Annotated in this window: 16 protein-coding genes; 13 read left to right on the plus strand and 3 right to left on the minus strand. The window is 50.6% G+C overall.

Annotated elements, in window-relative coordinates; all coding sequences use genetic code 11:
- The first annotated feature begins 4 nt into the window (after positions 1-4).
- The gene (gene flgP, locus ACF8PK_RS02610; protein WP_370447163.1) at positions 5-442 is read left to right on the plus strand and encodes a flagellar assembly lipoprotein FlgP; all 438 of its coding nucleotides are present in this window, start codon (positions 5-7) and stop codon (positions 440-442) included.
- Between the two features lie 95 nt (positions 443-537).
- Here the strand turns inward: flgP and ACF8PK_RS02615 are convergent, their stop codons facing one another.
- The 3 genes from ACF8PK_RS02615 to flgA form a co-directional block, all read right to left on the minus strand.
- Positions 538-963 (minus strand): flagella synthesis protein FlgN, encoded by a 426-nt coding sequence (locus ACF8PK_RS02615; protein WP_392439982.1) that lies wholly within the window; start codon positions 961-963, stop codon positions 538-540.
- 31 nt (positions 964-994) lie between these two features.
- Entirely contained in the window at positions 995-1,318 is a 324-nt protein-coding gene (flgM, locus tag ACF8PK_RS02620) for a flagellar biosynthesis anti-sigma factor FlgM (RefSeq protein WP_004724805.1), read from the minus strand.
- A 162-nt stretch (positions 1,319-1,480) separates the two neighbouring features.
- A complete protein-coding gene (gene flgA / locus ACF8PK_RS02625; RefSeq protein ID WP_392439984.1) occupies positions 1,481-2,248 on the minus strand; it encodes a flagellar basal body P-ring formation chaperone FlgA in 768 nt (255 codons plus the stop codon).
- Positions 2,249-2,304: 56 nt separating this feature from the next.
- Between flgA and ACF8PK_RS02630 the strand changes: the two genes are divergently transcribed.
- From ACF8PK_RS02630 to flgK, 12 genes are all read left to right on the plus strand, one after another.
- Entirely contained in the window at positions 2,305-3,231 is a 927-nt protein-coding gene (locus tag ACF8PK_RS02630; protein ID WP_038150823.1) for a chemotaxis protein CheV, read from the plus strand.
- A 10-nt stretch (positions 3,232-3,241) separates the two neighbouring features.
- Positions 3,242-4,069 carry a protein-glutamate O-methyltransferase gene (locus tag ACF8PK_RS02635; protein ID WP_004724800.1) on the plus strand — a complete coding sequence of 276 codons (828 nt, stop codon included), beginning with the start codon at positions 3,242-3,244 and terminating at the stop codon, positions 4,067-4,069.
- 291 nt (positions 4,070-4,360) lie between these two features.
- Positions 4,361-4,756 carry a flagellar basal body rod protein FlgB gene (gene flgB, locus ACF8PK_RS02640; RefSeq protein WP_038150821.1) on the plus strand — a complete coding sequence of 132 codons (396 nt, stop codon included), beginning with the start codon at positions 4,361-4,363 and terminating at the stop codon, positions 4,754-4,756.
- A gap of 4 nt (positions 4,757-4,760) precedes the next feature.
- A complete protein-coding gene (gene flgC / locus ACF8PK_RS02645; protein WP_004724796.1) occupies positions 4,761-5,177 on the plus strand; it encodes a flagellar basal body rod protein FlgC in 417 nt (138 codons plus the stop codon).
- A 17-nt stretch (positions 5,178-5,194) separates the two neighbouring features.
- On the plus strand, positions 5,195-5,902 hold the full coding sequence (gene flgD / locus ACF8PK_RS02650) for a flagellar hook assembly protein FlgD (protein ID WP_004724795.1): 708 nt from the start codon (positions 5,195-5,197) through the stop codon (positions 5,900-5,902).
- Between the two features lie 28 nt (positions 5,903-5,930).
- A complete protein-coding gene (gene flgE, locus ACF8PK_RS02655; protein ID WP_004724793.1) occupies positions 5,931-7,235 on the plus strand; it encodes a flagellar hook protein FlgE in 1,305 nt (434 codons plus the stop codon).
- 187 nt (positions 7,236-7,422) lie between these two features.
- A complete protein-coding gene (gene flgF, locus ACF8PK_RS02660; protein ID WP_004724791.1) occupies positions 7,423-8,172 on the plus strand; it encodes a flagellar basal-body rod protein FlgF in 750 nt (249 codons plus the stop codon).
- A gap of 17 nt (positions 8,173-8,189) precedes the next feature.
- On the plus strand, positions 8,190-8,978 hold the full coding sequence (gene flgG / locus ACF8PK_RS02665; RefSeq protein WP_004724789.1) for a flagellar basal-body rod protein FlgG: 789 nt from the start codon (positions 8,190-8,192) through the stop codon (positions 8,976-8,978).
- A 26-nt stretch (positions 8,979-9,004) separates the two neighbouring features.
- On the plus strand, positions 9,005-9,784 hold the full coding sequence (flgH, locus tag ACF8PK_RS02670) for a flagellar basal body L-ring protein FlgH (RefSeq protein ID WP_232658088.1): 780 nt from the start codon (positions 9,005-9,007) through the stop codon (positions 9,782-9,784).
- Between the two features lie 84 nt (positions 9,785-9,868).
- Positions 9,869-10,954: a flagellar basal body P-ring protein FlgI gene (locus tag ACF8PK_RS02675; RefSeq protein WP_004724785.1), complete on the plus strand. Its 1,086-nt coding sequence runs from the start codon at positions 9,869-9,871 to the stop codon at positions 10,952-10,954.
- 10 nt (positions 10,955-10,964) lie between these two features.
- Complete coding sequence (flgJ, locus tag ACF8PK_RS02680) at positions 10,965-11,906, plus strand: flagellar assembly peptidoglycan hydrolase FlgJ (protein ID WP_004724783.1); 942 nt, start codon at positions 10,965-10,967, stop codon at positions 11,904-11,906.
- Positions 11,907-12,073: 167 nt separating this feature from the next.
- Complete coding sequence (gene flgK / locus ACF8PK_RS02685; protein ID WP_038150818.1) at positions 12,074-14,008, plus strand: flagellar hook-associated protein FlgK; 1,935 nt, start codon at positions 12,074-12,076, stop codon at positions 14,006-14,008.
- Positions 14,009-14,016: the final 8 nt, after the last annotated feature.

Raw genomic sequence — 14,016 nt, forward strand, 5'->3', positions numbered from 1 at the left:
GTCGATGATGAAACAGTGGTTATTCCTGCTTGTGGCCGCCCTGGTGATGTCGGGTTGCCAGCCGTTACAAACGATGCGCCCCGATGACTGGTTGACGGCGGTGGGCTATGCGAGCATCAGCGAGCAGAAAGGACGTGATGACGAAGAGAAGCAAGTGCGTGCGATGCGTGCGTCGAAAATCGATGCGTATCGTGAGCTTGCTGAGCAAGTGTACGGCATGCGTGTGAGCGGCCGTGCGGAGCTACAAGATCAACGTTTGGGGACTGAGCTCACCTCTGGTGCGGTGGATGGGGTGATTCGCGGTGCGGAAGTGGTACGCAGCTACAAAGTGGGTGACAGCTATGTGACCGAGCTGCGTCTGGACATTCGTAAAATGGACCGTTTGCGCGACTACGGTGAAGTGCAGCAGGTTCCCGAAAAGCGTCAGCAAACCTTGTTCTAAACTCTTCTCTCTCCAGATAGCAAAAAAGCGGCAATCATTGCCGCTTTTTTTATGTTCATTGAGTCACTTCGATCTTGATGATTAGATTTTGATGCTTAGGCTTTGATATTGGTGCCGAGTGTAGACACGGTATGCGTTTGGCCGGTGGCGTTATAGGTCATGCCCACTTTGCCGTGGCTTTGCTGCATCAGGTTATTGAGCTTGTTGAAACTTAATTGCGCGCGCGCCAAGGCTTCCCCATTGACGGCATTGGCTTGCTGGCAATCAAACACGATAGAACGGATTTGATTGACGATGGTATCTAAATGTTCATCCTCAGACAGGCTCGAGACATGAGGGTGATTAGAAATACGTTGATCCGTTTGCTGCAGTTGATTCACCAGCGTGATTTTTTGTTTGGCAAGCGCTTCGATCTCCGCCGAAATGCGGCTGGTGATCGCAATTTTTTCCTGCTCCAGCAACGCCGACAAATCTTGCGCATTTTTTAGCTGGAACTCGACTAAGTCTTTCAGTGCTGCCATTACTCAATCGCCTTATGCTCAAACCGGGGAATTAAAATCCGCCCAGTTCTTTTTCAAACTTGATCATGTTGTCGGCCAGTTTGTCTGGATCCACAACATAGGAGCCGTTCGCGATCGCTTCTTTGATCGCAGCGACTTTTGCGCTATCGAAGCTGGGTTTGCTTGCCATTTCTGTGTGCATTTCACCAATGGCTCGCCCTTGTGAGCTGAGCGATACCGCATCGTGTTGCGGCCCTGCGCTTTGTCTCACAGCGCCGGATGTCGATGATGAAGATGCATTCGATTCTGAACGTGCAGGCGCGCGGTTAGTCGTCGCTAACGAGTTGCCTGAACGAATGTTATCAATGCCTGCCATAATTGAGCCTTTTAAAAACTTTGAACTTGTATCGTCAATATCGACTGAACAACGACGAACTTTAGCGTTTTATTTCACCAATGCGTAAATAATTCCTACGCGCAGTCTTGAGAAAGTGAATCAACGGGAAGTTGAAACCCTCAACCTGCGGCGATGGGACCATTAAAATTGCACCGTGACTTCACCGATTCCGCTGACTTTTCCATCTATTATACGGTTAGATTTATCATTTTTCACTTTTATCTGGTCGCCCAGTGTACCATCAGACAAGGCGGTGCCTTTCGTGGTGATGCTCATTCCTGCGCTGATTGCGCGAATCATCACACTCTCATTGCGACAAACAACACAAACGTCGTTTTGTTCGATAACATCACCTAACTTGAGGTTTTTTTTCGTTTTTGCTCCGACCACTAGATCTTGCGAGGAAAAACCTTGCCGTCTGAAGCGCAGCAGATCTACCATACTGATAGTCACATCATTCGCCGTGATAATTTGACCGCGCGTGATGGGTGTTAACGCAGTCACCATGGGGACGGTCAGGGTCAGACGAACCGGCACATAGACTTTCCAGTTGTCGGCTGAACACTCGACCAACACGGTGATGGCACTGGCAGAACCGTTGCTTGAGGACGACGAAGTACTCAAGGGGTCGGGGCAGTCAGTGGCAAAAATTCGCTCGTCGATATTTGCCGCATTGACCACTAATTCACCGCCGACAGGTTTATCGACTGTGCTCAGCACATGGCTTTGTGCTGCCTCTTGAATCTTTACGATCTGCTCTGGCGTTGCAGAGTGCACAGAAAGGCTAAAGAAAAACAATAAAAAGCCGATAGAGTTATAAAAAAAGCGGTAGAAAGCTCTACACTTACATTTGGTATGTGGACATACACGGGTATTCGAAAGCATTGTTCGTTTCTCTGGTTTCTTCATAGCCTTGAGTAGACTATCACTTTTTTCGTTTAAAAGTTTGAGATGGAGATAAGCTTATGACGGGTATTCTTGATTCTGTGAATCAGCGTACGCAACTCGTCGGTCAAAACCGACTGGAATTGTTAACCTTCCGTCTTAATGGACGCCAACGTTATGGTATTAACGTATTTAAGGTGAAAGAAGTTCTCCAGTGCCCGAAGCTTACCGCCATGCCGAATTTGCATCGTCTTGTAAAAGGGGTTGCTCATATCCGTGGACAGACGGTGTCGGTGATTGATCTTAGTTTGGCAATCGGGGGCCGTCCCACGACGGATGTCGAGAAAAGTTTTGTGGTGATCGCGGAATTTAACCGTACGATTCAAGCGTTTCTGGTGAGTTCGGTTGAACGCATTATCAACATGCGTTGGGAAGCCATTTTGCCGCCGCCGGAAGGGGCAGGCAAAGCCAACTACCTGACGGCAGTCACCAACATTGATAATGAATTGGTTGAGATTCTCGACGTCGAGAAAATTCTGGCCGAGATTGCACCTGTTGATGAGTCGATGGATGCGAGCATTGGCCAAGAAATTGCCCATGCCGAGCAGGAAAAGCAAATTGTTCGCCGTATCTTGATTGCGGACGACTCGAGTGTGGCACGTAAGCAGGTTCAGCGTGCGATTGAGTCGATTGGTTTTGAAGTGGTGCTGACCAAAGACGGCAAAGATGCGTATGAAAAATTGCTTAGCATGGCCAAAGAAGGCAGCATTTATGACCAGATCTCGCTGGTGATTTCAGATATCGAAATGCCTGAGATGGATGGTTACACTTTGACGGCGGAGATTCGCCGCAACAGTGCCTTGAAAGATTTGTACGTCATTCTTCACTCTTCGTTGAGTGGCGTGTTTAACCAAGCCATGGTTGAGCGAGTGGGAGCCAACTCCTTTATCGCGAAATTTAACCCCGACGAGCTTGGTAATGCGGTGAAAGCTGCGCTAGTAGAATAAAGAGAACTGAATGACTGCGATTACTATAAGCGATCAAGAATATCGTGACTTCTGCCGGTTTCTGGAGTCTCAGTGCGGCATCGTACTGGGCGACAGCAAACAATACTTGGTGAGAAGTCGCCTCAGTCCGCTCGTGACCAAATACAAGTTGGCGTCGCTCTCTGACTTGTTGCGTGACGTCGTGACTGGCAGAAATCGCGAATTGCGTGTGGCAGCCGTGGACGCCATGACGACCAACGAGACGTTGTGGTTCCGAGATACGTATCCTTTTGCTGTGCTGGCTGACCGCTTATTGCCGGAATTGGCGAAGAACAAACGCCCGCTGAAAATTTGGTCGGCGGCAAGTTCATCGGGCCAAGAACCTTACTCAATGGCCATGACCATTTTGGAAGTGCAGCAGCGCCGCCCGGGGCTACTGCCTAGCGTGGCGATTACGGCAACCGATATTTCTGCCAGCATGCTCGACATGTGTCGTGCCGGTGTGTATGACAACCTCGCGCTTGGCCGTGGGTTATCTCCAGAACGTCGCCGCATTTTCTTTGAAGATGCCGGCGATGGCCGCATGAAAGTCAAAGACAACGTGAAGCGTTTGGTGAACTTTCGTCCGCAGAACTTGATGGAAAGTTATGCGCTGCTGGGTAAGTTTGACATCATCTTTTGTCGTAACGTGTTGATTTACTTCTCGCCAGAGATGAAATCTAAAGTCTTGAACCAGATGGCGAACAGCTTAAACCCTGGTGGTTACTTGCTGCTGGGCGCATCGGAATCACTGACGGGGTTAACCGACCGGTTTGAAATGGTGCGCTGTAACCCTGGCATCATCTACAAGTTGAAATAAGCGAGACTCGCTTCAAAGCCCGGCAATGCCGGGCTTTTTGTTTTTGCCGCTTTGCCGGGGCTGCCTGACGGATGTTTTTCCTTACTTGCCGCCTGCGCGCCAGTGTTCCCGCCTTTCTTTGCCAGCCTCGATACGCTATACCTGAAGTGAGACATTCCAAACTCGGTGATTCGGCTTGTTCTTTGCAAGCTGACTCGCGATGACGCGTAATCAGCGGATGAATGAAAAAGTTGGTACGCTAATTGCTTTTAAATCATTAGTAACGGTCAGTTCTTATCGAAGAGGCAAAACATGGCTATTTCTTTTGACAACGCACTCGGCATACACCAGTACACGGTGGGTGTTCGCGAACGCAATGCTGAAGTCATTGCGAGCAACATTGCACAAGCGAACACGCCTGGGTTCAAAGCGAAAGGAATGGATTTCCAGAAGGCATTGCAGGCGGCAAGTTCGGGGGCAAGCATTGGTCTTAGCCGGACGGACGGTCGGCATATTCCTGCCTCAACGACGGTGACAGGGGAAATGCTTTACCGCGTCCCTACGCAACCTGATACCGGTGACGGCAACACGGTTGACGTGGATTTGGAGCGTAACTTGTTTATGCAAAACCAACTGCGTCACCAAGCGTCACTCGACTTCCTCGGAAGTAAATTCAAGAACTTAACGAAAGCGATTAAAGGGGAATAATTAGATGAGCTTATTTAATGTATTCAATGTGACTGGTTCTGCCATGAGTGCTGAATCTGTTCGTCTAAATACGACCTCAAGTAACCTGGCCAACGCCGACAGTGTCAGCAGCTCTGCGAAAGATACTTATAAAGCGCGTCATGCCGTGTTCGGCGCAGAGTTAAGTAAGGCACGTTATAACCGCGACCCGAATGTGCCGGTGAAAGTATTGGGGATTGTAGAAAGCGATAAACCGCTTAATGCGGAATTTAACCCAGATCACCCCCTTGCGAATGACGAAGGCTATATCTACAAGCCAAACGTCAACGTGATGGAAGAAATGGCCAATATGATCTCGGCATCTCGTTCATACCAGACGAACGTCCAGGTGGCGGATGCGAGTAAACAAATGCTGCTGCGTACGCTGCAGATGGGTCAGTAAGGATAAGGAGGTAGCGAATGGCCGGAATTAATAACGTTGGTCAAAGCGGCTTGTCCTATGTTGATCAGCTGAAAGCTCTTCAAGAGAAGAATAAGCCAACCGAGACAACGGGTAAGCAGGATCTGAAACAAGAAGATTTCCTGTCGTTGCTCACGAAGCAACTTGCTCAACAAGATCCTTTCAAGCCGGTTAGCAATGACCAGATGATCGCGCAAATGGCTTCATTTGCGACGGTAGATGGCATTGGCAAGATGAACTCTCAGTTTGAGAATCTCAACTCGTCCATGACATCGAATCAAGCACTGCAGGCATCATCACTGGTCGGTCGTGATGTATTGGTACCAGGTTCTGCGGGTGTGAAAAAGGATGACGCCGGATTGGCGGCGATGGTGAAGCTTCCTCAATCGGTCGACAACTTGTTTGTCCGTATCGAAAACGAAGCGGGCCAATTGGTTCGAACCTTTGAGGTTGGTGCCAAGCCAAGCGGTGATAGCCGTGTCGAATGGGACGGCAACGATCAAAACGGTAATCCATTGCCGGGCGGCAAATACAAAGTGAGAGCTTCGGGTTTGCTGGATGGAGAAAGTAAAGACTTTGCGGTATCGACCTATGCAAACGTCAACAGCGTTCTTCTGGGTAAAGGTGATGGTAACGTACTGCTCAATCTGGCTGGTTTTGAATCGCCAGTTCGACTTGCTGAAGTACTAGAAGTTGGCAAAGCATAATCATGCTAGCTAGATAGGAGAATTTGGAATGTCATATGTATCTCTTAGCGGTTTGTCCGCAGCTCAATTAGATTTGAACACCACCAGTAACAACATTGCGAACGCCAACACGTTTGGTTTTAAAGAGTCGCGTGCTGAATTTGGTGATGTGTATTCGAACTCTTTGTTTACGAACGCAAAAACCACCCCGGGTGGCGGTGTTCAGGCGAACAAAGTGGCGCAACAATTCCACGAAGGTTCAAGTATTTATACCAACAACCCAATGGATCTGCGTATTTCAGGCACTGGTTTCTTTGCCGTGGCGAAAGATCGTTTAGTCCCTCAACAAAATGAGCTGACACGTAACGGTGCGTTCCATCTCGACAAAAACAACTACATGGTGACCTCAAACGACGAATACTTGTTGGGCTACCAAGTCAACCCAGATACAGGTGATGTGCTTTCTTATGAGCCAGCACCACTGAACATTCCAGCTGAGTTTGGTAAGCCAAAACAGACGTCAAACATTGAAGTGGGTGTAAACCTACCTGCCAATGGCGATCTGAAAGATCCAACATTGTTTGATTTTACGGATCCAGACACGTACAACCGCTCAACATCATCGACCATTTATGACTCGATGGGGCAGGCGTACAAACTGACGACGTACTACTTGAAAGATCAGACTCAGCCAAACACATGGCAAACCTACTACACCGTGACTGATAAAGAAGGCGAGAAACCCCTGAACATTACCGGTGGTGACGCGACAACTGCATCGGGCCAAGTGGGTCACACCATGAAATTCAACAATGACGGTACGTTGGCAAGCCTGAACAACGGGCAGCCTATCGTTTCTGAACCTCTGGGCGGCGGTACGAATCCGGTGAACTTAAACGGCGCTGATGTGAATCAGGTGCTGTCGTTCGGTCTGGATGCGGCCACTCAGTTTGCAGCGCCATTTGAATTGACGAAGTTTGATGAAGACGGTGCTACAACGGGCTTCCTGACGAAAATCGATTTTGACGAAAACGGTAGCGTGCTTGGCACTTACTCGAACGGCGAGAACATCACGCTGGGTCGTGTGGCGCTGGTGCGTGTGCCAAACGAGCAAGGTCTGGATAAGAAAGGCGGTACACAGTGGGATTCAACTCAGTTCTCGGGTGACAAGATCTGGGGTGAATCAAACAAAGGGTCTTTCGGTACCATCAACAACGGTACGCTGGAACAGTCAAACATCGACATGACGCAAGAGCTGGTGGATCTCATCTCCGCGCAGCGTAACTTCCAAGCCAACTCACGTGCGCTTGAAGTTCACAACCAACTGCAACAAAACATCCTACAGATTCGATAATTCGAACATCTGGTCTGTCAAACCGGCGGCAACGTCGGTTTGATGGGATTGCCAGTTTGCCACCTTGCCGCGGCAAAAATACCCTCCTCCTCGCTCTATCCTTATCAAACTCCTTGATTAAAAACACATTTTAATATTGGCACGCCAATTGCTTTATTGCTCTTAACAACGATTTCTGGAGCAAATTATGGACCGTGCATTGTTTCTTGCCATGAGTGGCGCAAAACAAAATATGCAAGCGATGCAGCTACGAGCAAACAACCTGGCCAACGTCAGCACCACGGGTTTTCGTGCCGACTTGGAACAGGCGCGCTCGATGCAAGCGTACGGTGATGGCCTGCCAAGCCGTGTGTTCAGCATGACCGAACGTCCTGGACACAATTTTCAGCAGGGCAGTGTGATCACCACGGGCCGTGATTTGGATGTGACCGTTCAAGGTGATGGCTGGATTGCCGTGATGGATAAAACCGGCAAAGAAGGGCTGACCCGTAACGGCAACCTCAATATTGATGCCAATGGCCTGCTGTTGAACGGCAATGGTCATCCGGTTCTGGGTGAAACTGGCGCGCCAATCACCTTGCCGGTGCCGCTGGCCAAAGTAGAAATCGGCAACGATGGCACCATCTCGGTTCGTCCTCAAGGGGCGCCTGCCGATGCCATGGAAGTGGTGGACCGCATTAAGCTGGTTCGTCTGGATAACCAATCGTTGTTTAAAGATGTGAACGGTCTGTTCCGTTCGAAAGATCCAAACGCAGCATACGATGCAAACGCCAATGTGAAGATTCTCACCGGCGCAGTAGAAGGCAGTAACGTCAACGCCGTTGGCGAAATGACCAGCCTGATTGACCTGCAACGTCAGTTTGAGATGCAAGTCAAAATGATGAGCACCGCAGAAGACATGGACAAGTCGTCCGATTCTCTGCTTCGTATGAGCTAACCGACTAGGAGATAACGATGCAACCAGCATTATGGGTAAGTAAAACTGGCCTAGACGCGCAGCAAACCAACATTGCGACGATCTCGAACAACCTGGCCAACGCCTCCACCGTCGGCTTTAAGAAAAGCCGCGCGGTGTTTGAAGATTTGTTCTATCAGAATATTAACCAGCCTGGCGGTCAGTCGTCGCAGAACACTGAATTGCCAAGCGGCCTGATGCTTGGTGCCGGTTCGAAAGTCGTGGCCACGCAAAAAGTGCACACGCACGGCAACGCGCAGACCACCACCAACAGCCTGGACATGATGATTGAAGGGGATGGATTCTTCCAGATCCTGATGCCAGACGGCAACATCGGCTATAGCCGCAACGGTCAGTTCACCTTGAACGATGAAGGGGTGATTGTGACCTCCGGCTCGGGCTACCCGTTACAACCTGAGATTGTGATCCCAGATGATGCGATCTCCATTACGGTCGGCAACGATGGTGAAGTTTCCGTGCGCGTACGCGGCCAGCAAGATAACCAAGTTCTGGGGCAAATCACCACGGTCGATTTCATTAACCCAGGCGGCCTAGAACCGATTGGTCAGAACCTTTACTTGCCGACTGGCGCCAGTGGCGACCCACAAGAAGGCGTGCCGGGATTAGACGGTTTAGGCAACGTGCGTCAATCGATGCTGGAAAGCTCCAACGTGAACGTGACCGAAGAGTTGGTCAACATGATTGAAGCGCAGCGCGTGTACGAGATGAACTCTAAAGTGATCTCGGCCGTTGATAAAATGATGAGCTTTGTGAACCAACAGCTTTAAGCCTTAATTAGCAAGAGAATGCCGCGATGAAACGTATACTCAGCTTGATGCTCATTTCATTCCTGTCGGGGTGCAGCTTGTTGCCGGAGCCGATTGAAACGGCCGATGTGACGCAAGGCACCACGGTTGTGGATGCGGTCGAAGGTGATAAATCGTCAGACAGCAGCACGGGTCTGGTGGATACCCTGCGTAACCGCACCGACCCGGTGGCTGGCGATCCCGCTTGGGCGCCGATTTATCCGAAAGATAAGCCAGAGCACTACGCGGCAGAAACCGGTTCGTTGTTTAACCTGTCTCGTGCGAACAGTTTGTATGATGATTCAAAACCCCGTGGCATTGGCGACATCATTACCGTGACGCTCAATGAAAGTACCAAAGCGGCTAAAAGTGCCGATGCGGATCTGAAAAAGAAAAATGACGCCTCCATGGACCCGTTGAGTGTCGGCGGCCAAGAACTCAACTTAGGCGAATATAATTTTTCTTACGCACTGAAAAACGACAACAAGTTTTCCGGCAGCGCGCAGGCCAACCAGAGCAACAGCCTGTCGGGGTCGATTACGGTGGAAGTGATTGACATCCTGTCTAACGGTAACTTAGTGATTCGTGGGGAAAAATGGCTGAGTTTGAACACCGGTGATGAGTACATTCGCTTAAGCGGCACCATTCGTCCGGATGACATCGACTTCGATAACACCATTGCATCCAACCGCATTTCCAACGCTCGAATTCAATATTCTGGCACCGGAACCAACCAAGATATGCAAGAACCTGGATTCTTGGCACGATTTTTTAATGTGTCTTTATAGCTCGCACCCGATGGTCGAAATATTGACAGCATAAGTATCGAAGGGGCCTGATTGGCCCCTTCGTTTTTTAGATAGGTAATCCACATGAAAAGACTCACTTTGTTATTGATGATGTTCGTCGCAGTCTCCGCTCAGGCCGCGCGCATCAAAGATGTTTCTCAGGTAGCAGGTGTGCGTAGTAACCAACTTGTGGGTTACGGTTTGGTCACCGGTTTGCCGGGAACAGGCGAATCCACACCGTTCACCGACCAGAGTTTCAATGCCATGCTGCAAAGCTTCGGCATTCAATTGCCGCAGGGCACCAAACCCAAAACGAAAAACGTTGCCGCGGTGATCGTCACCGCCGACTTGCCCGCTTTCTCCAAGCAAGGCCAAACAGTCGATGTCACAGTATCATCGATTGGTTCTGCCAAGAGCCTACGCGGCGGCACGCTGATGCAAACATTCTTAAAAGGTCTGGATGGTCAAGTGTACGCCGTGGCGCAGGGAAACCTCGTGGTGAGCGGTTTTAGTGCCAGCGGCGCAGATGGCTCTAAAATTGTCGGCAACAACCCAACGGTGGGGATGATCTCTGCCGGGGCGATTGTGGAACGTGAAGTGCCAACACCATTTGGTCGTGGCGATTTCATCACGTTCAACTTGCTGGAATCAGATTTCACCACCGCGCAGCGCATGGCCGATGCGGTCAACCAATTCTTGGGGCCACAAATGGCCTCTGCAGTCGATGCGACGTCTGTGCGCGTGCGTGCGCCGCGTGATGTTGGCCAACGTGTGGCATTCCTGTCGGCGATTGAAAACCTCGAATTTGACCCTGCCGATGGCGCAGCCAAAATCATCGTCAATTCACGCACTGGCACCATTGTGGTTGGCCAACATGTGCGCCTGAAACCTGCGGCGGTTACCCATGGCGGCATGACGGTGGCCATCAAAGAAAACCTAAATGTCAGCCAACCGAACGCGTTTTCGGGCGGTCAGACTGCCATCGTGCCAGACTCCAGCATTGAAGTGACGGAGAAGAAAGGCAAGATGTTCAAACTGGAACCGGGGGTCACGCTTGATGATCTGGTTCGCGCAGTCAATGAAGTGGGCGCCGCCCCATCGGACCTGATGGCAATTTTGCAAGCACTGAAACAAGCGGGCGCCATCGAAGGCCAGCTGATCATCATCTAAGGAGTGCGGCATGGTTAATAATCCCAACGACATTGGCTTTATTCACGACATTGCCAGCCTTGATTCGCTGCGTAAGCAGGCGGTCACTGGGGATGAAAAGTCAGAAAAAGAAGCCTTGACGGCGGCGGCGCGTCAGTTTGAGTCGATCTTCACCACCATGATGTTGAAATCGATGCGTGATGCGAACGCGAGCTTTAAGTCCGACATGTTCAATAGCCAAAATGAAGATTTCTACCGTCAGATGCTCGACGAGCAAATGACCAGCCAACTCAGTGCGTCTGGCTCCCTCGGTTTGGCCGACATGATTGTGGCGCAGCTGTCAGCGGCAGAGCAGTCCAACACGACGGGTGAAGATAACTTCCAAGAAGCGATGCGCCGTGTGGAACGTTCTCGTGACGTCGCGGCAAATCAACCGGCAACGGATGCGGCAACGCCAATGGTCAATGCTGCAAATGCCGTTGAGGCGCCAGTGGCCAGCGGCTCGTTTGAATCGCCACGCTCTTTTGTCGCCTCACTCAAACCGTTTGCCGATAAAGCGGCAAAAGCGCTGGGTGTCGACTCCACCTTGTTGCTGGCGCAAGCGGCACTGGAAACCGGCTGGGGACAGAAAGTGGTGAAAAACGCGCGCGGCAGCAGCAATAACCTGTTTAACATCAAGGCCGATCGCAGCTGGCATGGCGCAAAAGTGGCGACGCAAACGCTGGAATACCAAGATCAGACACCCGTCATGGAAAAAGCGGCGTTCCGCTCTTACACCAATTATCAGGACAGCTTTAACGACTATGTGCGCTTCCTGTCGAGCAATCCGCGTTATACCACCGCACTGCGTCATAACGGCAGTGATGAAGATTTCATTCGCGGCATTCATCAGGCCGGTTATGCGACCGACCCACAATACGCCGACAAAGTCCTACGGGTGAAAGCCCAAATCGAACAGATGGACGAACTGTAATCCCTTGCCTCAGCCGACCCTTGTGGTCGGCTGATTGGTTTTCCTTTCAGCACGAACTTCCTTAATTTTCCTCACCTTACAACGTAAATTCTTATTTGGCACACATATTGCTTTATTGAACCTAGGGGCCGGTTTTATCGGCGATTTACTCGGTTTTTGGGGGCATTATGGCGTCTGATCTTCTGAATGTTGGTGCGCAAAGCGTATTGACGGCTCAGAGACAACTCAACACCACTGGTCATAACATTTCTAATGTTAATACAGAGGGTTACAGCCGTCAGTCTGTGATCCAAGGGACCAATATGCCTCGCCAATACGGTGGCGAAACCTACGGTATGGGTGTGCATGTGGAAAATGTTCGCCGCTCGTGGGACCAGTTTGCCGTTAAAGAGCTGAACCTTGCCACCACCGATTATTCGTTCAAGCGCGATAACGAAGAAAACCTCGACATGCTGTCAAAACTGCTGTCGTCGGTGGCCTCGAAAAAGATTCCTGAAAACCTCAATGAATGGTTCGATTCCGTGAAAACGCTGGCCGACACGCCCAATGATGTCGGTGCGCGTAAAGTCGTGTTGGAAAAAGCCGGGCTGATTAGCCAGAACATGAACGATTTTCACGAAACTGTGCGCCGTCAGTTTGATGTGACCAACAAAGGTCTCGATGTCGGCATTGAACGCATCAACCAATTGGCGGTAGAAATTCGTGACTTGCAGCGCTTGATGATGCGCACCCCAGGCCCACACAACGATTTAATGGACCAGCACGAAAAGCTGGTGGCTGAGCTGTCTCAATACACCAAAGTGACGGTCACGCCGCGTAAAAACGCTGAAGGTTTCAACATTCACATCGGAAACGGTCACACCTTGGTGTCTGGCACTGAAGCCAGCCAACTGAAAATGATCGACGGTTATCCAGATGTGCATCAACGCCGTCTGGCGATGGTGGAAGGCAAAGCATTAAAACCGATTACTGCGCGCGATATCGGCGGCAAAATTGGTGCCTTGATGGATATGCGCGACAAACACATTCCCGGATTGCTGGACGAAATTGGCCGCTTGGCCACCTCGTTCTCGTATGAAGTCAACCGGTTGCAACACCAAGGGCTTGATCTGCGCGGGGACATTGGCGCGGATATTTTTACCGACGTGAACTCGGAGCGTGTGGCGCGCTCTCGCGTGGTGACGGCAAGCAATTCTGACGCGGATTTGGCGGTTTATATTCAAGACGTCAGCCAGCTGAAAGGGGGTGAGTATTCACTGACCTATAATGGCGACGACTACATCATGACCATGCCGAACGGCGAGCAAAGCAAAGTGTCAGTGGTGCGTGGTCACATCGACATCGATGGCATGCGAATCCAAATCAATAACGAGCCGCGATCTGGTGAGCGCGTGATCATTCGCCCAACGCGTGATGGGGCGGCCAACATGCGCATGGCGATTGATGATGCGTCAAAAATTGCCGCCCAGAGTTACGAAGCGTCCACTGCATTTGCCCAAGGCAGTGCCACATTCCACATCGACCAAGCGGGCGATGTGAAAGAGTTTGAAGCCTACGTGGTGCCGGTGAAAGACAGCGACGGCAATCCAACCGGCAACATGCAGGTTCGCGTGCAAGATAAAAGCGGCAAAGTGCTGCTCACGCAACCTTATGCGTTTGAGGACAATCAAGAAGAGCTGACGCTAGAAATTCCTAAGCAGGACAGCGACGGCAAATCGACCATTTTTACCTTGTCGCGTGGTGCGATTGCCGATGATAAGTTCACGGCAAACCTTGTCCCCTCTGACGGTGACAACGGCAACTTGCGCAAAATGATCAATGTACAAAGCAACAAGACGGTCGATGACAAGAAATCGACCATCATCGAGCTGTACCACAACTTGAACACGGATTTTGGTTTGAAGCTCTCCACCGCATCGCGTTTGACGGATGTGGCGCGTTTGGAGAAAGAGTCGGCTGAATCTCGTATCGCGTCGGTGTCTGGGGTCAACCTCGATGAAGAAGCGGCGAATATGATGAAATTCCAGCAAGCGTACATGGCTTCGTCGCGCATCATTCAAGCGGCGAACGATACCTTTAATACCATTCTGGCATTGCGATAGGGGAGGCC

The sequence above is a fragment of the Vibrio sp. CJQ_6 genome (assembly GCF_043106745.1).
GTDB lineage: Bacteria > Pseudomonadota > Gammaproteobacteria > Enterobacterales > Vibrionaceae > Vibrio > Vibrio furnissii.

Bases quoted from the DNA above. Each gene is read 5' to 3' on its own strand.
- flgG (WP_004724789.1), top strand. From the start codon at position 8,190: ATGCAACCAGCATTATGGGTAAGTAAAACTGGCCTAGACGCGCAGCAA.
- flgE (WP_004724793.1), top strand. From the start codon at position 5,931: ATGTCATATGTATCTCTTAGCGGTTTGTCCGCAGCTCAATTAGATTTG.
- flgH (WP_232658088.1), top strand. From the start codon at position 9,005: ATGAAACGTATACTCAGCTTGATGCTCATTTCATTCCTGTCGGGGTGC.
- flgA (WP_392439984.1), bottom strand. From the start codon at position 2,248: ATGAAGAAACCAGAGAAACGAACAATGCTTTCGAATACCCGTGTATGT.
- flgF (WP_004724791.1), top strand. From the start codon at position 7,423: ATGGACCGTGCATTGTTTCTTGCCATGAGTGGCGCAAAACAAAATATG.
- ACF8PK_RS02635 (WP_004724800.1), top strand. From the start codon at position 3,242: ATGACTGCGATTACTATAAGCGATCAAGAATATCGTGACTTCTGCCGG.
- flgP (WP_370447163.1), top strand. From the start codon at position 5: ATGATGAAACAGTGGTTATTCCTGCTTGTGGCCGCCCTGGTGATGTCG.
- flgC (WP_004724796.1), top strand. From the start codon at position 4,761: ATGAGCTTATTTAATGTATTCAATGTGACTGGTTCTGCCATGAGTGCT.
- flgK (WP_038150818.1), top strand. From the start codon at position 12,074: ATGGCGTCTGATCTTCTGAATGTTGGTGCGCAAAGCGTATTGACGGCT.
- ACF8PK_RS02675 (WP_004724785.1), top strand. From the start codon at position 9,869: ATGAAAAGACTCACTTTGTTATTGATGATGTTCGTCGCAGTCTCCGCT.
- flgB (WP_038150821.1), top strand. From the start codon at position 4,361: ATGGCTATTTCTTTTGACAACGCACTCGGCATACACCAGTACACGGTG.
- flgJ (WP_004724783.1), top strand. From the start codon at position 10,965: ATGGTTAATAATCCCAACGACATTGGCTTTATTCACGACATTGCCAGC.
- ACF8PK_RS02630 (WP_038150823.1), top strand. From the start codon at position 2,305: ATGACGGGTATTCTTGATTCTGTGAATCAGCGTACGCAACTCGTCGGT.
- flgM (WP_004724805.1), bottom strand. From the start codon at position 1,318: ATGGCAGGCATTGATAACATTCGTTCAGGCAACTCGTTAGCGACGACT.
- ACF8PK_RS02615 (WP_392439982.1), bottom strand. From the start codon at position 963: ATGGCAGCACTGAAAGACTTAGTCGAGTTCCAGCTAAAAAATGCGCAA.
- flgD (WP_004724795.1), top strand. From the start codon at position 5,195: ATGGCCGGAATTAATAACGTTGGTCAAAGCGGCTTGTCCTATGTTGAT.